This is a genomic window from Microlunatus speluncae (genome assembly GCF_009299835.1).
Lineage (GTDB): Bacteria > Actinomycetota > Actinomycetes > Propionibacteriales > Propionibacteriaceae > Microlunatus > Microlunatus speluncae.
This window is the reverse complement of the sequence record NZ_VKCZ01000006.1, coordinates 81,556-99,284: the sequence shown is the minus strand read 5'-3', so window position 1 is coordinate 99,284 and position 17,729 is coordinate 81,556. Positions and strand designations below refer to the sequence as shown.

The following is a 17,729-nucleotide window of genomic DNA, read 5'->3' as shown; positions in this document are numbered from 1 at the left end:
TATGGCTGTGAAGAAGACTGAGCGTACGAAGGCCAAGCTGCACGTCGTCAAGGGCGACCGGGTGAAGGTCATCGCCGGCAAGGACAAGGGAGCGGTGGGCGAGATCATCGCCGTCGACCGCGAGCGTCAGCGGGTGACCGTGTCCGGCGTCAACATCGTCAAGCGGCACCTGCGCGACACGTCCGCGCAGCCGCAGAGCCGGCAGACCACCAAGGGCGGGATCGTTGCGTCCGAGGGCGGGATCCACGTCTCCAACGTGCAGCTGCTGGTGAAGAACAGCGACGGCGACGAGGTCGTCACCCGGGTCGCGTACGAGCGCCAAGAGGTGACCCGGCGTCGCCCGAACGGCGAGGAATACAAGGCCTTCCGCAGCGTGCGCATCGCTCGGGTGACCGGGGAGGAAATCTGATGACCGCGACTGCGACGACCGAGGTGACCGTGCCTCGGCTGAAGGTGCGCTACCACGAGGAGATCACTGCTGCCCTGCAGCAGGAGTTCAACTACGCGAACCCGATGCAGCTGCCCCGGCTGAACAAGATCGTCGTCAACATGGGCGTCGGCGAGGCGGCTCGGGACTCGAAGCTGATCGACGGCGCGACCCGCGACCTGACCACGATCACCGGGCAGAAGCCGCAGGTGACCAAGGCCCGGAAGTCGATCGCCCAGTTCAAGCTGCGCGAGGGCATGCCGATCGGCGTCCACGTCACCTTGCGCGGTGCGCGGATGTGGGAGTTCGCCGACCGGCTGCTGACCCTGGCGCTGCCCCGGATCCGTGACTTCCGCGGCCTGTCGCCCAAGCAGTTCGACGGCAACGGGAACTACACCTTCGGCCTGACCGAGCAGGTGATGTTCCACGAGATCGACCAGGACAAGATCGACCGGGTGCGCGGCATGGACATCACCTTCGTCACCTCGGCCAAGACCGACGACGAGGGGCGGGCGCTGCTCCGGCAGCTCGGCTTCCCGTTCCGGCAGAACTAAGAGGAGACGACGAGATGGCGAAGACAGCTCTGCGCGTGAAGCAGCAGCGGAAGCCGAAGTTCGGCGTCCGGGCCTACACCCGGTGCCAGAAGTGCGGCCGGCCCAAGGCCGTGCTGCGCAAGTTCGGTCTCTGCCGGGTGTGCCTGCGTTCGATGGCACACAAGGGCGAGCTGCCGGGCATCACGAAGTCGTCCTGGTAGTCCCGCGCTCCTCCATTGACCAACGGCGCAGGTCCCCGGGCGAGACCCGTGGGAAACCACGCTGAGAAAGAAAAGATGACGTTATGACGATGACAGATCCGATCGCGGACATGCTGACCCGGTTGCGGAACGCGAACCAGGCCTACCTGGACGCCGCGACGATGCCGCACAGCAAGATCAAGGTCGGGATCGCCGAGATCCTGGTCGAGCAGGGCTACATCGCCTCGTACGCGGTCGAGGACGCCCCGGAGGGGCAGGTGGGCAAGACGCTCACGGTGACCCTGAAGTACGGCCAGAACCGGGAGCGGTCGATCGCCGGCGTGCGGCGGATCTCCAAGCCGGGTCTGCGGGTGTACGCGAAGTCGACCGGGCTGCCCAAGGTGCTCGGCGGGCTGGGCATCGCGATCATCTCCACGTCCGGCGGTCTGATGACCGACCGGCAGGCACACAGGGCAAGCGTGGGCGGGGAAGTCCTCGCCTACGTCTGGTAACCGGACGAGACAGGAAAGGAAACGCCATGTCACGCATTGGCAAGATGCCGATCACCGTTCCGTCCGGCGTCGAGGTCAGCATCGACGGCCAGCAGGTGCAGGTCAAGGGGCCGAAGGGCACCCTGCAGCACCAGGTCGCGGTCCCGATCACGGTGGCCCGGAACGACGAGGGTCTGCTGGAGGTGTCCCGGCCGGACGAGGAGCGAGTGAGCAAGTCGCTGCACGGCCTGACCCGGACGCTGGTCAACAACATGGTCACCGGGGTCACCGATGGCTATGAGAAGAAGCTGGAGATCGTCGGTGTCGGTTACCGGGTGATCTCCAAGGGCCCGGCCCAGCTCGAGTTCGCGCTCGGCTTCAGCCACCCGGTCATCGTGAAGGCGCCCGAGGGCATCACCTTCGCCGTCGAGTCGGCCACCAAGTTCTCGGTCCAGGGGATCGACAAGCAGCAGGTGGGCGAGGTCGCGGCCAACATTCGTAAGATCCGCAAGCCGGAGCCGTACAAGGGCAAGGGCGTGCGGTACGCGGGCGAGCACGTCCGTCGCAAGGCTGGAAAGGCTGGTAAGTGACATGGCGGTTTCGCTGACGCACCGGAAGCACACGGCGCCCAAGACCGCGTCCCGGTTGCGGCGCCAGCTCCGGGTCCGGAAGAAGATCTTCGGCGCCCCCGCCCGGCCCCGCCTGGTGGTGACCAAGTCCGCCCGGCACATCTCCGTGCAGGTGATCGACGACACGGTCGGCCGCACCCTGGCCTCGGCCTCGACCATGGAGTCGACGGTGCGGACCGCCGACGGGGACAAGACCGACAAGGCCAAGCAGGTCGGCCAGGCCATTGCCGACCGGGCCAAGGCAGCCGGCGTGACCGAGGTCGTGTTCGACCGCGCGGGTCACAAGTACCACGGCCGGATCGCGGCCCTGGCCGACGGTGCCCGCGACGGCGGGCTGGGCTTCTGATGGCGGCCCGGGAATCTGCCGGACACGACGAGATTAAGGAAATGCGATGAGTGCACAACAGCGCCGCGGTGGCGGTGGCGGTGAGCGTCGCGGTCGGGACGATCGTCGTGGCCAGGCGCAGGACAAGAGCAATTACATCGAGAAGGTCGTAGCGATCAACCGGGTGGCGAAGGTCCACCAGGGTGGCCGCCGCTTCAGCTTCACCGCGCTGGTCGTCGTCGGTGACGGCGACGGGACCGTCGGTGTTGGCTACGGCAAGGCCAAGGAGGTGCCGGCCGCGATCGCGAAGGGTGTCGAGGACGCGAAGAAACACTTCTTCAAGGTGCCGCGGATCCAGGGCACCATCCCGCACCCGGTGCAGGGCGAGAAGGCGGCCGGCGTGGTCATGCTGCGTCCCGCCTCTCCCGGTACCGGCGTGATCGCCGGCGGCTCGGCTCGCGCGGTGCTCGAGTGCGCGGGAGTGCACGACGTGCTGGCGAAGTCGCTCGGTTCGACCAACGCGATCAACGTGGTGCACGCCTGCGTCGAGGCGCTGCAGTCGCTGGAGGAGCCGGAGCAGGTGGCGAAGCGTCGCGGACTGTCCGTCGAGGACGTCACGCCGGCCGCCATCCTGCGGGCTCGGGCCGAGGTGCACGCGTGATGCCCCGCCTCAAGGTCACCCAGGAGAAGTCCGGCATCGGCCGGGCCCAGAATCAGCGCGACACGCTCCGTTCGCTGGGGCTGAAGCGCATCGGTGACGTCGCCGTGAAGGAGGATCGCCCGGAGATCCGGGGGATGCTGTCCACGGTGACGCACCTGATCAAGGTCGAGGAGGTCGACTGACATGGCCAAGACTCCTGCCAAGACGGAGTCGGTGGACGAGCCCCAGACGGGTGGCGGCCTGCGGGTGCACCACCTGCGTCCGGCGCCCGGAGCCAAAACCGCCAAGACCCGCGTCGGCCGCGGTGAGGGCTCCAAGGGCAAGACCGCCGGCCGGGGCACCAAGGGGACGAAGGCTCGCAACACCGTGCGGGTCGGCTTCGAGGGCGGCAACCTGCCGCAGCATCGCAAGATGCCGAAGCTGCGCGGGTTTGTGAACCCGTTCCGGACCGAATACCAGGTGGTCAACCTGGAGCGGCTGGGCCTGCTGTTCCCCGAGGGCGGCACGATCGGCGTGGACGAGCTGGTTGCGGCCGGCGCGGTCCGGGCCGACCGGCCGGTCAAGGTGCTCGGCACCGGCGAGATCTCGGTCGCGGTCCAGGTGAGCGCGCACGCGTTCTCCGGCTCCGCGAAGGAGAAGATCGTCGCTGCCGGTGGCTCGATCACGCAGCTGTAGTAGACGCCTGAACCGCGTCCTCTGGCGACCGCTCGGCCTTGATAGGGTCGAGCGGTCCTAGCCGCTAGGCGGGCCAGTGGGGCCGAACAAGAATTGGGAGGGCGAGGAGTGCTCAAAGCGTTCGCCAATGCATTCCGGAGTCCGGATCTGCGGAAGAAGATCTTCTTCACGCTGGGCATCCTGGCGTTGTTCCGACTGGGTTCGATCATTCCGGTGCCGAACGTCAACGTCAGCCAGGTGGAGTTCTGCAACAGCCAGGCGCAGGCCGGTGAACAGGCCGGCATCTATTCGCTGATCAACCTGTTCTCCGGTGGCGCGCTGCTGCAGTTGGCCATCTTCGCCCTCGGCATCATGCCGTACATCACGGCGAGCATCATCCTGCAGCTGCTCACCGTCGTCATCCCGCGGCTCGAGGCGTTGAAGAAGGAAGGCCAGTCGGGCCAGGCGAAGATCACCCAGTACACCCGGATCCTGACCCTGGTGCTGGCGCTGCTGAACTCGACCGCCTTCGTCACCCTCGCCGCGAACGACCAGCTGTTCCCGGGTTGTACCGGCATCCTGTTCTCGACGCCGGCCAGCGATCCGGACGGCTACATCTTCCCGATCGTCGTGATGATCCTGACGATGACCGCGGGCACCTCGATCATCATGTGGATGGGCGAGCTGATCACCGAGCGCGGGATCGGCAACGGCATGTCGGTGATGATCTTCACCCAGGTCGCCGCGGTGATCCCCACCGCCCTGTGGGGCCTGCAGGTGACCCGGGGTTGGGCCACCTTCCTGATCGTCATCGCCCTCGGCCTGGTCGTGATGGCTGCGGTCGTCTTCATCGAGCAGTCGCAGCGCCGGATCCCGGTGCAGTACGCCAAGCGAATGGTCGGCACCCGGGTCTTCGGCGGCAGCTCGACGTACATCCCGATCAAGGTCAACCAGGCCGGCGTCATCCCGGTCATCTTCGCGTCGTCCTTGCTCTACCTGCCGTCGCTGTACGCCCAGTTCCGGCCGAACACGCCCGAGTCGGAGTGGATCACCACCCACTTCGTCCGCGGTGACCATCCGGTTTACCTGATCAGCTACTTCCTGTTGATCATCTTCTTCGCCTACTTCTACGTGTCGATCACCTTCAATCCCGAAGAGGTCGCCGACAACATGAAGAAGTACGGCGGATTCATCCCGGGCATCCGGGCCGGCAAACCCACGGAGAGTTACCTGGCTCACGTGCTGTCCCGGCTGATGTTCCCCGGATCCCTCTATCTGGGCCTGATCGCCCTCGTACCTTCTGCGGCGTTTATCCTCTTCGAGGCCAACCAGAACTTCCCGTTCGGTGGCACTTCGATCCTGATCCTCGTCGGCGTTGGACTGGACACGGTGAAGCAGATCGAAAGCCAGCTCCAGCAACGCAACTATGAAGGGTTCCTCCGCTGATGCGTCTGTTGATCATGGGTCCGCCGGGGGCGGGCAAAGGGACACAGTCGAAACGCATCGGTGATCACTACGGCATCCCGGCGATCTCCACCGGCGACGCGCTGCGGGCCGAGGTCAGTGCCGCGACCCCGCTGGGTCTCGAGGTGAAGCCGATCCTGGACTCCGGCGGTTACGTCAGCGACGACACGCTGAACCAGATCGTCGCCCACCGGCTCGAGCAGCCGGACACCGGCGCCGGCTTCCTGCTCGACGGCTACCCCCGGACGCTGGCCCAGGTCAGCGCCCTGGAGCAGCTGTTGACGAAGCAGGGGCGCACCCTGGACGCGGTGCTGGCACTGGAGGCCGACGTCGAGGAACTCGTCGACCGGCTGTCCCGGCGCGCCCAGATCGAGGGCCGCTCGGACGACACCGAGGACGCGATCCGGATCCGGCAGAAGAAGTATGCCGCTGAGACCGAGCCCCTCCTGGAGGGCTACGCCGAGCGCGGCCTGCTGGTCCGGGTGAACGGCCTCGGCTCCGTCGAAGAGGTCTCCGACCGCATCTTCGACGCCCTGGCCGCCGTTCCCCGCCGCCCCGAGCCCGGCCCCGTCGCTTCCTGATCTTTCTGGCTTGGGGTCCGCGACTTTCGCGGCACTCGTGCTGGGTGCCGCGCCGGTTGCCTTCTGGCATCCGCGGCCGCCATGCAAGTTTTGAGTCGCACTCGAGCGAGCGCCAGGTCGTCGAGTGTGACGTTATCGACGTAGTTCCGCCGAATTCACGTCGCTAGGGTCACTCTCGACAGCACTTCAGACGCTCGTCGTCGACCGCGACCTACATGGGGTCGATCTGCTAAAGGTAGCGCCGGGGATCTGCTAAAAGTAGCGTAGATGCGCTGCTAAAGGTTGCGAATGCGGCCGATGACCCTCCACGAGCGACAGCTGGTAAAACCAACCGTCAGGCTGGCCCGCCTCGTCGCAGGTCAGCAGGATGAGATCTCCGGGGTGACCGAATTCCTGGCCTCGGACTACTTCTCGGCGATCGAAACGAGTGGTTTTCCGGCGCTCCAGGGACAGCCGGCGCGACTCATCCGCAGTCAGCTGGACGCCTACCTGCAGCGGATTGTCTCCTGTGGCTGCGAGATCAACTTCCGAGTGAGGTTGTCGATCTCGTGGTGATCACGACCGGCAGGCAGGCCTACCGGCGGACCGATGGTGTCGCTGTCGTACCGTTGGCGCTGCTCGGAGCTTGATCCTCAGCCCTTCAGAGCGCCGCTGGTCAGGCCGCGCATGATCTGGCGGTTGAGGACGACGAACAGGATCAGCAGGCCGAAGACGTTGATGCAGATGCCGGCGAACAAGGGGCCGTAGTTGATCTGGCCGTATTCGCCGCTGAAGTTGAGCAGCCCGGCCTGGATCGGGCGCAGGTCGGGGTTGGTGGTGAAGGTGAGGGCGATCAGCAGGTCGTTCCAGATCCGGAGAAACTGCACCAGGCCGATGGTGAACAGCGAGTTGCGGACCATCGGCAGTCCGATCGCGAAGAACGAGCGGAGCATGCTGGCGCCGTCGATGGTCGCCGCCTCGAACACCTCCCGCGGGATGGCCCGGAAGAAGGCGGCCATCATGAAGACGGTCAGCGGCATGCCGAGACCGGTGTAGGTGATGATCATCGGCCAGTAGGTGCCGCTGATGCCGATCTTGAAGTACGCGATGAACAGCGGGATCAGGATCATCTGCCCGGGGATCATGATCCCGGAGACGAACAGCAGCAGGGTGAGGTTACGGCCCTTCCAGCGCATCACCTCGATGGCGAACGCCGCGCCGACACCGAACAGCAGGGTGAGGGTCAACGACGGGGCGGTGACGATCACCGAGTTGAGGAAGTTCCGGGCGATGTTGCCGGTTGTCCAGGCCGCGACGTAGTTGTCGAAGCTGAACGACTCCGGCAGGGCGAAGGTCGATTCCTGGATGAACTCGCGCTGGGACTTGAAGGAGCTCAGGAACAACCAGAGGACCGGATAGACGCCGATCACCAGCAGCACGGCGATGCCGAGCCAGGCCGGGATCGCGGTCTTCAGCCGGCGGGCGGTCCAGCGGCGCAGCCGCCGGGGTGGCCGGCGCTGCGGCTCGGCGGACGTCGCGGTGACGGAATCGAGATCGAGGGTGGTCATCGGTCTCAGGCCTCCGTCCGATCCTTGCGCGCCGGACCGAAGATCAACAGCGTCACCACCAGGCAGATGATCGTCAGCACCACGGCCAGCGTCGAGCCGTAGCCGTAGTCCTGGAAGGTGAACGTCGTCTTGTACATATAGAGGGTCAGCGGCTGGGTCGAGGTGCCCGGCCCGCCGTTGGTCAGGGCGAAGACCGAGTCGAAGACCTTCAGCGTGGCGTTGAAGCTGAAGATCACCGCCGACAGCAGCACCGGCGCCGACAACGGCAGGATGATCCGTCGGACCAGCTGCCAGCCGTTAGCGCCGTCGATCCGGGCCGACTCCAACATCTCTTCCGGGATGTCCAGCAGACCGGCGTAGAGCAGCACGGCGAAGAAGCCCATCGAGCCCCACAGCTCCATGATCACGATCACGATGAAGGAGCTGTCGGCCTGACCGAGCCAGTCCACCGACGGCAGGCCGAACAGGTTCAGGCCGGCGTTGATCGGGCCGGTCTGCGGTGCCACCTCGAACAGCCGGGTGAACAGCAGGGCCACCGCGACCGTCGGCAGCACCGTGGGGAAGAAGATGATCGCGCGGATCACGGCCGACGACTGGCGCAGGACGAACACGTAGAACAGCGCCAACAGGTAGCCGAGCAGCACCTGGCCGATCGTCATGATGATCGAATACTTCAAGCTGAACAAGATCGCCGCGCCGAGCTCGGCATCGGTGAACAGTGCGGCGAAGTTGGCGACGCCGACGAAGTCGAAGCCGCGCAGATTGCCCTCGAAGAAGGACAATCCGAACGACCAGAGGACCGGGACCAGCTTGACCAGGGTGTAGCAGAGCAGCGCCGGGCCGAGCAGGATGAGGACGGTCTTCTTGTCCCCGAGTACGGATTTCACCGATGCCAGTCCTTACTCAGCGCTTCTTCGCCAGGTCCTCGTCGATCGCCGCCTGGACGGTCTGGGCGAACTCAGCCGCGGTCATCGATCCGGTGATCAATGGAGCGGCACTCTCGCCGGCCGCCTGGGCGCCGCGCTGACCGAGCGGCTGCTCGAACCAGGTCACGGTCTCGGTGGTGCTGGTCATGATCTTCTGGATCTCGGCGGTCAGCGGTGGCACGTCCTCCACCGGCTGGTTGAGCTTGAACCCGGAGATCACGCCCTGGTTGTTCATCGCGCTGGAGCCGAAGTTGTCGGCGATGCAGGTCAGCCAGGCGCCGACCTTCTCGTTGTAGAGCTTGGTCGACAGCGCGGTCGGCGCTCCCGTGTTGGCCGGATACTGATCAATGCTGCCGGCCCCGCCCTCGACGGCCGGGAACGGGGCGAAGCCGAACGCGTCCGGGCCGAGCTTGTTCAGCTCCTCGTCGTTGATGCTGGCCAGCATGAAGCTGCCGTTGTACATCATGCCGGCCTCGCCGGTGAGCAGCAGGTTGGTCGCGGTCTGGATGTCCATCGTCGCGGTGCCGGGGCCGAGATACTTCTGCAGCCCGGCGATCTGCTCGATGCCCTGGACGTACTGCGGATCGGTCAGCTTCGCCCGGCCTTCGGCGACCTCCTTCATGGCGTCCGGACCGAGGGAGCGGAACAGGTAGTTGCCGACCCAGCGCAGGATCGTCCACGACTGATCACCGGACACGGTGATCGCCTGCTTGCCCGACGCCTGGATCTTGTCGGCCGCCGCGATCAGATCGGTCCAGGTCTTCGGCGGTTCCAGGCCGAGCTCGGCGAACAGCTCCTTGTTGTAGAAGACGCCCTCGATGTTGAACTGGTACGGCAGCGAGACGAACCGGCCGCCGTAGATGTTCTTCACCGTGGTCGCGGCCGCGGGCAGCACGTCGTCCATCGCGCCCAGCTCGGTCAGCGTGCTTTCCAGATTGAGCGCGACCTCGTCATCGCCGAGAGTGCCGCCGGGCTTGAGCTCGGAGGTGGAGCCGATGAACATCTCCGGCAACGCGTCCTGGCTGGCCAGCAGGGTGATCCGCTGGTTGACGTCGCCCTGCGGCAGGGTCTCCACCTTGAGCGGCATCGCCTGCTGCTGCGCCGCGCACTGCTTCTCACCGAGCAGGGCGAGCTCGTCGCGGATCAGCGAACCCTCGTTGGCCGCCAGGTAGTCGAACGTCTCGCCGCCACCCGCTGTGCCGTTGCCGCCGCCGCAGGCCACCAGTGACAGCAGCGCCAGTCCCGACACCGCCGCCAGCGCGATCTTCCTCGACCGCCGGGCCGTTCGGCTCCTCGCCGGCGCGGACGTCCATGCTGCAGACACAGTTCCTCCTCGAATGTGCGCGGCTTGCGTAATGAATATATACGCATCGACGCATTTACATGCCATCACGGTATGGCGCGCCCGGCACCCTGTCAAGGAGTAGGGCGACGCCGACCGTTAGCGGGACTAATCGAATGGCAGGTCGGGCGGTGCGGGAATCCGGGACCCGGTCCCACTAAGCTCCCTGCATGGCTGCGTCGATCGCGAGTCAGGGGACCGAAGTCCGGCTGGCCGTCTTCCGCTTGTCCCGTCGACTCCGGCTGGAGAAGACGGACGACGAACTGAGCGACACCCAGTTCGGCGTGCTCGCCGTGCTCAACCGGCACGGGGCGCACACCCTGTCCGCGCTGGCCGATCGGGAACGGGTGACCGCGCCGTCGATGAACCGGACGGTGAACTATCTGGAGGAGCGCGGCTACCTACGCCGGGACGCCGACGAGGAGGACCGCCGCCGCTCCAACATCGTGATCACCGAGGCCGGCGCCGCCGTCGTCCGAGAGACGATCGCCAAGCGCGACGCCTGGCTGACCTCGCGAATCCGCCGGCTCCCGCCGCAGGAACGCGCCATCCTGATCGAGGCCGCGGAGATCATCGGCCGCATCGCCGCCGAATAGTCCGTCACGGCCCCTGAGCCTGTCGAAGGGCTTGCTGGTTCCGTTCCCTGAGCCTGTCGAAGGGCAGGTCCGATGGGCCTCCGCAGCTCGCTTCACTGCGGGATCCGGCTTGCCCTTCGACAGGCTCAGGGAACGGAACGAGCCGTCCGGCTTGCCCTTCGACGGGCTCAGGGTACGAAGGTTCAGTAACCGGTGGTGCCGTCGAGGCACTCGCGGATCAGGTCGGCGTGGCCGAGGTGGCGGGCGTACTCCTCGATCAGGTGGGTGTAGACCCAGCGCAGGTTGACCGGCTCGCCCCTGCGGAGTCCGGGCAGGGGAGCGTCGAGCTCGCGGACGACGGCGGCATGATCACGAGACACGGCGAGCTCGGCGTGGAAGCGGTCCAGGTCGTCGAAGGCGCGGGCCGGATCGAGGTCGTGGTAGTCACCATCGGGATCGTCCGCGCAGTACAACGGTGGCGCATCGATGCCGGCGACGACGTTGGTGAACCAGACCCGCTCGACGTAGGTCAGATGCCGCACGATCCCGAGCAAAGTGAGCGAGGACGGCGGCACCGTGGCCCGGCAGAGCTGTTCGCCGGTCAGCCCGCCGATCTTGATCGGCACCGTCTCCCGGTAGAACTCGACCCAGGTCTCCAGGGACTCGCGGTCCCCGGCCAGGAAGGGTGGACCCTGCCGCTGATCTTCGACCGCGGGGCTGCGACGATCGTCGGTCGGTTCGGTCATACCGGTGGATTATTCCGGAGACCGTAACGGAGGCGGGAGCCGGTCAGTCCGGGTCGGCGGCCACCAGATGCAGCACCCAGTCCTCGGCGTCCGGTGCAGTGAAGGACTGCTCGCCGGCGGCGACGTCGACGGTCGCGTGGCTCTCGCCGGTCCGCGGGTTGAACCACTCGGCCCGGCTGGTCGGCGCGGTCAGCGTGGCCGAGCCGCCGGTGACGAAGTAGATCAGGTATTCGTCGTCCTCGGCGGCGAGACAGTAGACAAGATCATCACCGGAGTTGATCAGCCGGTCGTTCGGGCGCATCCGCCAGAACCGTACGCCGCGGGACTCGATGAACTCCACCTGCCGCCGGATGTCGCCGTAGATCGGCGGCACGCCGTCCAGGCCGAACTTGACCGACTCACCCAGCCGACCGTCGATCACGGTCGGGTAGTGCCGGTCGCAGCGCCCCATCGAGTAGCCGGCGGTCAGGGCAACCCAGTAGAGCCGGCGCTCCGCGTCGTAGCGCCCGTTGTTGCCGGCCGTCATCTCGCCGATCACCACCGGCCGGCCGAACTTCCACATCAGCTCGCCGAACGCGTTCATCGCCCGATACCAGTCGGCGACGTCGTCCTTGGGGTAGTTCCGCGGGTCCTGGGTGACGATGAAGTTGTTGTAGGCCGTGCTGACCATCAGCTCCTGCCGGCCGGCGTCGCCGAACGACTTCAGCCGGCCGTACGGATCGCGTCGGTTCAGGTAATCGGCCCAGTACGAATACCAGGCGGCCGGGATCGCCGGATCGATGAACGCCTGCGGCAGCCGCTCGTCGTTGATCTTGGCCAGATTGCCGTTCTCCGATCCGAGCGACCAGATCACGTTCCAGAACGCGCCGAACCGGGCCCACGTGTAGCGGACGTAGCGCCGGGTGTAGTCGAGATGGGTCGGGTTGTCCAGGTCGAACATCGGCTGCCAGCCGACGCCGGCCTCGTTGCCCTCGAGCCAGCCGCCGTTGGCGACATTGACCGGGTGGTGGTCCCACTCCCGCGGCCGGACCACCGAGTTGTCATAGAGCAGCTCCATCGCGAAGAAGATCCCCTTCTCCTTCGCGTGCCGCAGTTGACGATCATGACGCTGGTAGAACTCGAGGTTGAACCGGTCCTTGTCGATCTTGTTCGTCGCCGGATCGATCACCTTCCAGGGCCAGCGGAACGACGTGTCGGTGATCGTCGACTGCCGGGCGTAGAGCTGGCCGATGTCGACGATCAAGTTGATCTTGTGGTCGGCCAGGATGTCGAGGTAGCTGAGCCAGTCGGCCTCACTCGGCTGCTGGAAGTCGACGTCCTCGAAGGTCAGGTCGCCGTCCTTCAGCCGGCGACCCGGCGGCGGTTGGTACGTCGTCGTCGGCGCGACCGCGGCCTTGCGGGACCGGTTGGCCACATGGGGATACCAACCGTCGTTGGCGATGAAGGTGTGGCTGCCGTCCTGCCGCTCGAACCAGTTGCCGAAGGTGCCGCTGACCCGCAAGGCCCCGGCCGAAATCGCCGGCGTGCAGGTGAAGGAACCGTTCGTCCGCAGCTCCGGATCGTCGGCCGTCGTCGCGTACGTCCACTCGCCCTCCTCGGTCGGTGCGAACCGGACCCGCCAGACGTGCCGGCCCTCCTCGACGCCGTCGTAGAAGCCGTCCACCCGGTGCCGCACGCCACCGCTGGAGAACTCAGCTCGGACGTCGACCTCGAGGAACGGGTTCTCGTACTCGGCCGAGGTCGACAACGTCGCCTCGAACACCTCCCACTTGGCGATCTTCGACACCGAAGCCATCCTCTCCCACGAATCAGTTAGCAACGCTAATGAGCAACCCTAACTGACTAGGCATGCGTTGGCGAGTATCCAAGCAGAGTGGTTCGTTCCCTGAGCTTGTCGAAGGGCAAGCCACCTCACCTTGGCCCTTCGACAAGCTCAGGGAACGAACACTCAAACGTCCCCATCGACCAGCCCGGCGTCAGACCCGTGGCGTCCGCTCCTTCAGGTCCAGATATCGGCTGTTGAGGTAGCGCTGTTCGGGGAGACTGGTGGTGAGTTGGGCGGCGCGGAGGTAGGACTCCATCGCGCCGTCGGGATCGCCGGCTCGCTCCAGCAGGTGGGCCCGGACGGCATGGACGCGGTGATGCCGCTGCATGGCCGGGTCGGCGAGCAGCCCGTCGATGATGATCAACCCCTGCTCGGGGCCGAGGGCCATGCCGACGGCGACGGCCCGGTTGAGCGTCACGGCCGGGCTCGGCGCGACCTGGTCCAGCATCCCGTAGAGCAGGCTGATCTCCAGCCAGTCGACGTCGGCGGCGGTCGGCGCCTCGGCCTGCACCGCGGCGATCGCTGCCGACAGCTGGAACCGGCCGACTGGACCGCGGGGCAGGATCCGCTGCACGATCTCGACGCCCTCGGTGATCAGCGTCCGGTCCCAGAGCCCGCGATCCTGCAGGTCCAGGGGGATCAGGTCACCGGCGGCATCGACCCGGGCCGCGGCCCGGGCCTGGGTGAGCAGCATCAGAGCCAGGGCGCCGGCCACCTCGTCATGATCAGGAAGCGCCCGGTGCAGCTGCCGGGTCAGCCGGATCGCCTCGGTGGTCAGGCCGACGTCGAGCAACTCCTCGCCGCCGCTGCGGGTGTAGCCCTCGTTGAACATCAGGTGGCACACGTCGAGCACCGCCGCGATCCGTTCCGGCAGCGCGTCCGCCGCCGGAAGTTCGAACTCCGCGCCGGCGTCGCGCAGGGTCGCCCGGGCCCGGGTCAGCCGCTGCGCCATGGTCCGCTCCGGCACCAGATAGGCGGCGGCGACCTGAGCGGTGGACAGGCCGCCCATCGCCTGCAGGGTGAGCGCGACCTGGGACGGCCGGCTCAGGCTCGGGTGGCAGCAGAGCAAGATCAACCGGAGCGTGTCGTCGCTCTCCGAGCTCGGCGCCACGTCGGCCGGCGGAGCTTGATCGACATCCGCCGGCCGGGCGGTGCCGACCGTGGTCTCCCGGTCGGCCCGGGCCCGGTCGGACCGGAACCGGTCGATCAACTTCCGCGACGCGACCCGGATCAGCCAGGCCCGCGGATTGTCCGGTACGCCCTCGCCGGGCCACTGTGCGGCGGCTGCCTCCGCCGCTTCCTGGGCGGCGTCCTCGCAGTCGCCGAGATCGCCGTACCGCCGGAGCAGGGCGGCGAGGACGTGCGGCGACTCCCGCCGCCACACCTCCCCGATCCCGGCGGCCGGCTCGGCAGGTCCGCCAGATTCAGGCGTCGCCACCGGGCCCCATCAGCGGTCGCAGCTCGACCGTCTCGCCCGGGCCGGAGAAGCGGGCGGTGATCTCCTCGGCCCGCTGCTGGCTGTCCACGTCGATCAGGAAGAACCCGGCCAGGTGCTCCTTCGCCTCCGCGTACGGGCCGTCGGTGGCGAGCGGCTTCCCGTCTGCCCAGCGGAACAGCCGAGAGGTGGCCGGGTCGCCCAGGGCCTGGCCGCTGACCAGCTCGCCGTTGGTGTGCAGCTCGGTCAGCAGCGCCTCGAAGTCGGCGTTCATCGCATCCACCTGCTCGGGGCCCAGCTCGGCGTACTCGGGCAGGAAGTTGGAGGTCGGATGGCCCCAGGGCTGAGGGTTGGAGTGGATCAGGATGACGTACTTCATGAGTGCTCCTCGGATCTGCCGGAGCCGGCCTTCGGCTCCTTCGCCTGCGACGTCGGTGCTGAATCGGTCTCGTCGACATCGTCGACGAGATTCAGCAAGAAATTTCCGGCCGCGGCCCAGGCGGGCGCTCCCACAGCCAGTGGCCGGCCGTTCAGCGTGGCCCGGTTCTCGGCGACACATTCCAGGAGGGCGGGCACGGTCCAGCCGAGCTTGACCGCGACCGTGATGATCATGGCCTGCCGGATCGCGGTTGCATCAATCGCTCCGCCGCCCTCCCGAAAGCCCGTGGCGTAGCCGTCGGCGACCAGCTCGAACAGCTCGGCCAACAGCTCCGGGCCGAGGTGGTAGTCGTAGATCGCCTCGAGGGCCAGGCAGGCCGGATCCAGGCCGACCGGCCCGACGCCGGCGTAGGCCCAGTCGATCACCACGGTTTCGCCGTCGGCGTCGAAGAGGTTGCCGGGATGGATGTCGAAGTGGGTCAGGGTCGGCGGCAGCGTCTCGACCCGGTCCAGCCAGGTCGGCAGCCTGGCCCAGAGCGCGGCCATCCGGTCCGGCGCGTCGGGCCCGAACAGGCCGGCGGTCAGCGCCGGTTGCCAGATCCCCGGCCGGGTCAGGGTGTCCTCGTCGCGGTGCAGGGCGACGTGTTCCCGCAACCAGGTCCGGGACAGTTCCGGCGCGGCCAGCAGCGGGGACTCTGCGAGGGCGGCCTGGGTCCGGCCGAGCTGGACGGCCGCTACCCGATAGCGGTCGGGGGCCCACTCCGGACCGAACTTGCCCGTCAGCTGTTCCAGCCAGAGCGCGACCGTGTCGTCGGGCCGATCGAAGACGCCGTGACAGCGCACCGCCCGGATCCCGCCGGGCACCGCGTCCAGCGCCTGTCGGAGCCGGCTGTCCGGAGCGAGCAGGTCGGCCTCACGGCGCCAGTAGTAATTGCTGTCGGGTTCGGCGCTGGTCGGCCACCGCGGATCACCGGAGCTGCCGCAGTGGATCTGCTTCAGCACCATCGGCCCGCCGGGCAACCGCACCCGCCAGACCCCGACGGTCGCGCCGGTGATGGGTTCGTACAGCACGTCGGTCGGGTACGCCACGGGACCATCCTGCACCGATCCGGGGCGGCCGGAATTTCGGGTGGCCGCGGAGCGCGGAAGGCCTCACAATTCGAGTGGCGGGGGGATTAACCAGGCTGAAATGACGCCCTAACCGCGACGACACCAGGTCCGCTGACCATGGCTGTAGCGACGGCAGCAGGCACGTCGGAAAGGAGAACGGACCATGATGTCCGATTGGACGAGCGACCTGGACTGGTCCAAGAGCGCGCTGCTCGTGATCGACCTACAGAACGACTACTGCCACTGGCAGGGCGCCGAGGTGCTCAACGGTGGCGACGTCACCCGGCGGACCGCGATCCTGCCGGCCGTGCAGCAGTTGATCGACGCGGCTCACCGCTCCTCGACTCCGGTGATCTTCGTCCGTACGACGCACGAGCCCAGCACCACTTCGGCGGCCTGGTCGACCCGGCGGAAGGGTAAGGAGTGGCGGCATCCGTACTGCCTCACGGGGACCTGGGGCACCGAATACTTCGGCGTGGCGCCGGAGGAGGGCGACCTGGAGGTGACCAAGCACCGGTTCAGCGGCTTCGTCGGCACCGACCTGGAGCTGCGGCTGCGGGCGCTCGGCCGGGAGACCTTGATCATGACCGGCGTCGACACCAACGTCTGCGTCGAGTCGACGATGCGGGACGGCTTCATGCGCGACTTCGCATGCGTACTGGTGACGGACGCGACGGCCGCCGGATCGGCCGAGGAGCATGCCGCGGCCTGCGCCACCCTCGGCCGCTATTTCGGCTGGACGGCCAGGACCGCCACCGTGGTCGCTCAGCTGGACACGGTCGGCCCGTGGATTCCGGGACTCGGGGAGGCCCTCGCGGCCGGGTGATCAACTCGGCGCCCGGATTCGTGACAAATGACATCTGGGCGGACGGGGCCGGCGTCGGCATGATGACCCCATGAACGGGATATCAACCGGCGTCGGTGACGCCCCTGGTCAGCCGGCGATCGTCGATCGGGATGCCTTCGAAGCCGAACGCGTCGCCCTGCTGGATCGCGAGAAGGCCCACACCCGGGAGGGCGACGCCATCGCGGCCGCCCGCCGCCGGCTGCCGATGGTCGAGGTGGACGGCCGGCTGGAGCTGACCGGGCCGAACGGTCCGGTCACCCTGCTCGACGCCTTCGAGGGCCGGCGCCAGCTGATCGCGTACTACATGATGTGGTCGGCCGGCCGGTCGGCGACCGACCAGTGTGAGGGCTGCACCTGGAACAACAGCCAGGTCGAGGAGCTGTCGTACGTGCACTCGCGCGACATCACCTATGCGGTGCTCTGCCAGGGTCCGTACGACGAGAGCAGCCGCTACCGCGACTTCATGGACTGGAAGATGCCGTGGTATTCCGCCCTACCGTCTCTTGATCAACTACTGGTCGGTCGGCGGAACGGCATGATGCACGTCGTCTGCTACCTCCGCGACGGCGACCGGGTCTTCGAGACCTACTGGACCGCCGCCCGCGGGGTCGAAGCGGTGGACATCAACTACCGGCTGATGGATCTCACCGTGTACGGGCGTCAGGAGCCGTGGGAGGACTCGCCGCCCGGCTGGTTCCGGGCCTGGGGCGAGGGTGACGACTCGTTCCGCACCAACGGCCGCCCGATCGCCCACTGGTCCCGGATCGAGGCGGGACGTTCGGACGATCTCACCGGCGGGCGGTGATTCGGGCCTCCATTCCGCGAGTCTGGCGGTGGTCGGGTTGGTCTCGCGCGTCGGGTTGGGGCGTTGGGCACCCTTCTTGGCGCCAAAGGGGGCGGGTATGGCGCCGGGTGGCGTTGAGTTCGCCCCGTCCGGTTGGAGCGGGCATCGAGAGTGAACTTTTCCACCCGAGTTCGGCATTTGGACGTGGATAAGGTCACTCTCGGCGTTGCGTGGGCGTACCGACGTGGG

The 17,729-nt window shown here is 67.2% G+C and carries 23 protein-coding genes; 15 read left to right on the top strand and 8 right to left on the bottom strand.

Going from position 1 to position 17,729, the window contains the following annotated elements; translation table 11 throughout:
- The first annotated feature begins 1 nt into the window (after nt 1).
- The 12 genes from rplX (at nt 2) to FNH24_RS09255 (ending at nt 6,520) form a co-directional block, all read left to right on the top strand.
- Nucleotides 2-409: a 50S ribosomal protein L24 gene (gene rplX, locus FNH24_RS09310; RefSeq protein ID WP_152361901.1), complete on the top strand. Its 408-nt coding sequence runs from the start codon at nt 2-4 to the stop codon at nt 407-409.
- Nucleotides 409-981, top strand: a complete 573-nt coding sequence (gene rplE / locus FNH24_RS09305) for a 50S ribosomal protein L5 (protein WP_152361900.1) — start codon at nt 409-411, stop codon at nt 979-981. The genes rplX and rplE overlap by 1 nt, the downstream gene beginning before the upstream one ends.
- Nucleotides 982-995: 14 nt before the next feature.
- Nucleotides 996-1,181 carry a type Z 30S ribosomal protein S14 gene (locus FNH24_RS09300; protein ID WP_152361899.1) on the top strand — a complete coding sequence of 62 codons (186 nt, stop codon included), beginning with the start codon at nt 996-998 and terminating at the stop codon, nt 1,179-1,181.
- 83 nt (nt 1,182-1,264) lie between these two features.
- Complete coding sequence (gene rpsH, locus FNH24_RS09295; protein ID WP_152361898.1) at nt 1,265-1,672, top strand: 30S ribosomal protein S8; 408 nt, start codon at nt 1,265-1,267, stop codon at nt 1,670-1,672.
- Between the two features lie 26 nt (nt 1,673-1,698).
- On the top strand, nt 1,699-2,241 hold the full coding sequence (rplF, locus tag FNH24_RS09290) for a 50S ribosomal protein L6 (RefSeq protein WP_152361897.1): 543 nt from the start codon (nt 1,699-1,701) through the stop codon (nt 2,239-2,241).
- Nucleotide 2,242: 1 nt separating this feature from the next.
- Entirely contained in the window at nt 2,243-2,626 is a 384-nt protein-coding gene (gene rplR, locus FNH24_RS09285) for a 50S ribosomal protein L18 (protein ID WP_152361896.1), read from the top strand.
- Between the two features lie 46 nt (nt 2,627-2,672).
- A complete protein-coding gene (gene rpsE / locus FNH24_RS09280; protein ID WP_152361895.1) occupies nt 2,673-3,266 on the top strand; it encodes a 30S ribosomal protein S5 in 594 nt (197 codons plus the stop codon).
- A complete protein-coding gene (rpmD, locus tag FNH24_RS09275; RefSeq protein ID WP_152361894.1) occupies nt 3,266-3,448 on the top strand; it encodes a 50S ribosomal protein L30 in 183 nt (60 codons plus the stop codon). Before rpsE ends, rpmD begins: the two co-directional genes overlap by 1 nt.
- Nucleotide 3,449: 1 nt before the next feature.
- Complete coding sequence (gene rplO / locus FNH24_RS09270; protein ID WP_152361893.1) at nt 3,450-3,941, top strand: 50S ribosomal protein L15; 492 nt, start codon at nt 3,450-3,452, stop codon at nt 3,939-3,941.
- A 108-nt stretch (nt 3,942-4,049) separates the two neighbouring features.
- Complete coding sequence (gene secY, locus FNH24_RS09265; RefSeq protein WP_152361892.1) at nt 4,050-5,366, top strand: preprotein translocase subunit SecY; 1,317 nt, start codon at nt 4,050-4,052, stop codon at nt 5,364-5,366.
- Nucleotides 5,366-5,965, top strand: a complete 600-nt coding sequence (locus FNH24_RS09260) for an adenylate kinase (protein WP_152361891.1) — start codon at nt 5,366-5,368, stop codon at nt 5,963-5,965. The genes secY and FNH24_RS09260 overlap by 1 nt, the downstream gene beginning before the upstream one ends.
- A gap of 297 nt (nt 5,966-6,262) precedes the next feature.
- Nucleotides 6,263-6,520: a hypothetical protein gene (locus FNH24_RS09255; RefSeq protein ID WP_152361890.1), complete on the top strand. Its 258-nt coding sequence runs from the start codon at nt 6,263-6,265 to the stop codon at nt 6,518-6,520.
- Nucleotides 6,521-6,597: 77 nt separating this feature from the next.
- Here FNH24_RS09255 and FNH24_RS09245 read toward each other — a convergent pair whose 3' ends face one another.
- From FNH24_RS09245 to FNH24_RS09235, 3 genes are read right to left on the bottom strand one after another with little or no spacing between them, the layout of a single operon-like run.
- Nucleotides 6,598-7,512 carry a carbohydrate ABC transporter permease gene (locus FNH24_RS09245; RefSeq protein WP_152361889.1) on the bottom strand — a complete coding sequence of 305 codons (915 nt, stop codon included), beginning with the start codon at nt 7,510-7,512 and terminating at the stop codon, nt 6,598-6,600.
- Between the two features lie 5 nt (nt 7,513-7,517).
- Nucleotides 7,518-8,399, bottom strand: a complete 882-nt coding sequence (locus FNH24_RS09240; protein ID WP_152361888.1) for a carbohydrate ABC transporter permease — start codon at nt 8,397-8,399, stop codon at nt 7,518-7,520.
- 16 nt (nt 8,400-8,415) lie between these two features.
- Nucleotides 8,416-9,762, bottom strand: a complete 1,347-nt coding sequence (locus FNH24_RS09235; RefSeq protein ID WP_161606064.1) for an ABC transporter substrate-binding protein — start codon at nt 9,760-9,762, stop codon at nt 8,416-8,418.
- A gap of 188 nt (nt 9,763-9,950) precedes the next feature.
- Here FNH24_RS09235 and FNH24_RS09230 point away from each other — a divergent pair, with 188 nt between their 5' ends.
- Nucleotides 9,951-10,376: a MarR family winged helix-turn-helix transcriptional regulator gene (locus FNH24_RS09230; RefSeq protein ID WP_152361886.1), complete on the top strand. Its 426-nt coding sequence runs from the start codon at nt 9,951-9,953 to the stop codon at nt 10,374-10,376.
- 182 nt (nt 10,377-10,558) lie between these two features.
- On the opposite strand, the gene FNH24_RS09225 is transcribed toward FNH24_RS09230, so the two are convergent.
- From FNH24_RS09225 to FNH24_RS09205, 5 genes are all read right to left on the bottom strand, one after another.
- Nucleotides 10,559-11,101 carry a DinB family protein gene (locus tag FNH24_RS09225; RefSeq protein ID WP_152361885.1) on the bottom strand — a complete coding sequence of 181 codons (543 nt, stop codon included), beginning with the start codon at nt 11,099-11,101 and terminating at the stop codon, nt 10,559-10,561.
- Between the two features lie 43 nt (nt 11,102-11,144).
- Entirely contained in the window at nt 11,145-12,887 is a 1,743-nt protein-coding gene (locus tag FNH24_RS09220) for a glycoside hydrolase family 140 protein (RefSeq protein WP_161606063.1), read from the bottom strand.
- Between the two features lie 190 nt (nt 12,888-13,077).
- Entirely contained in the window at nt 13,078-14,364 is a 1,287-nt protein-coding gene (locus tag FNH24_RS09215) for an RNA polymerase sigma factor (protein ID WP_246186821.1), read from the bottom strand.
- Complete coding sequence (locus tag FNH24_RS09210; protein WP_152361883.1) at nt 14,351-14,740, bottom strand: YciI family protein; 390 nt, start codon at nt 14,738-14,740, stop codon at nt 14,351-14,353. Before FNH24_RS09210 ends, FNH24_RS09215 begins: the two co-directional genes overlap by 14 nt.
- Nucleotides 14,737-15,828, bottom strand: coding sequence for an aminoglycoside phosphotransferase family protein (locus FNH24_RS09205; RefSeq protein WP_152361882.1), 1,092 nt, complete (start codon nt 15,826-15,828; stop codon nt 14,737-14,739). The genes FNH24_RS09210 and FNH24_RS09205 overlap by 4 nt, the downstream gene beginning before the upstream one ends.
- A gap of 184 nt (nt 15,829-16,012) precedes the next feature.
- Here FNH24_RS09205 and FNH24_RS09200 point away from each other — a divergent pair, with 184 nt between their 5' ends.
- Nucleotides 16,013-16,675, top strand: coding sequence for a cysteine hydrolase family protein (locus FNH24_RS09200; RefSeq protein WP_152361881.1), 663 nt, complete (start codon nt 16,013-16,015; stop codon nt 16,673-16,675).
- A 70-nt stretch (nt 16,676-16,745) separates the two neighbouring features.
- Nucleotides 16,746-17,501, top strand: a complete 756-nt coding sequence (locus FNH24_RS09195; protein WP_152361880.1) for a DUF899 family protein — start codon at nt 16,746-16,748, stop codon at nt 17,499-17,501.
- Nucleotides 17,502-17,729: the final 228 nt, after the last annotated feature.

Coding starts and splice junctions, on each gene's coding strand:
- rplX (WP_152361901.1), top strand. CDS start 2: ATGGCTGTGAAGAAGACTGAGCGTACGAAGGCCAAGCTGCACGTCGTC.
- rplE (WP_152361900.1), top strand. CDS start 409: ATGACCGCGACTGCGACGACCGAGGTGACCGTGCCTCGGCTGAAGGTG.
- FNH24_RS09300 (WP_152361899.1), top strand. CDS start 996: ATGGCGAAGACAGCTCTGCGCGTGAAGCAGCAGCGGAAGCCGAAGTTC.
- rpsH (WP_152361898.1), top strand. CDS start 1,265: ATGACGATGACAGATCCGATCGCGGACATGCTGACCCGGTTGCGGAAC.
- rplF (WP_152361897.1), top strand. CDS start 1,699: ATGTCACGCATTGGCAAGATGCCGATCACCGTTCCGTCCGGCGTCGAG.
- rplR (WP_152361896.1), top strand. CDS start 2,243: ATGGCGGTTTCGCTGACGCACCGGAAGCACACGGCGCCCAAGACCGCG.
- rpsE (WP_152361895.1), top strand. CDS start 2,673: ATGAGTGCACAACAGCGCCGCGGTGGCGGTGGCGGTGAGCGTCGCGGT.
- rpmD (WP_152361894.1), top strand. CDS start 3,266: ATGCCCCGCCTCAAGGTCACCCAGGAGAAGTCCGGCATCGGCCGGGCC.
- rplO (WP_152361893.1), top strand. CDS start 3,450: ATGGCCAAGACTCCTGCCAAGACGGAGTCGGTGGACGAGCCCCAGACG.
- FNH24_RS09260 (WP_152361891.1), top strand. CDS start 5,366: ATGCGTCTGTTGATCATGGGTCCGCCGGGGGCGGGCAAAGGGACACAG.
- FNH24_RS09255 (WP_152361890.1), top strand. CDS start 6,263: ATGACCCTCCACGAGCGACAGCTGGTAAAACCAACCGTCAGGCTGGCC.
- FNH24_RS09245 (WP_152361889.1), bottom strand. CDS start 7,512: ATGACCACCCTCGATCTCGATTCCGTCACCGCGACGTCCGCCGAGCCG.
- FNH24_RS09230 (WP_152361886.1), top strand. CDS start 9,951: ATGGCTGCGTCGATCGCGAGTCAGGGGACCGAAGTCCGGCTGGCCGTC.
- FNH24_RS09225 (WP_152361885.1), bottom strand. CDS start 11,101: ATGACCGAACCGACCGACGATCGTCGCAGCCCCGCGGTCGAAGATCAG.
- FNH24_RS09210 (WP_152361883.1), bottom strand. CDS start 14,740: ATGAAGTACGTCATCCTGATCCACTCCAACCCTCAGCCCTGGGGCCAT.
- FNH24_RS09200 (WP_152361881.1), top strand. CDS start 16,013: ATGATGTCCGATTGGACGAGCGACCTGGACTGGTCCAAGAGCGCGCTG.
- FNH24_RS09195 (WP_152361880.1), top strand. CDS start 16,746: ATGAACGGGATATCAACCGGCGTCGGTGACGCCCCTGGTCAGCCGGCG.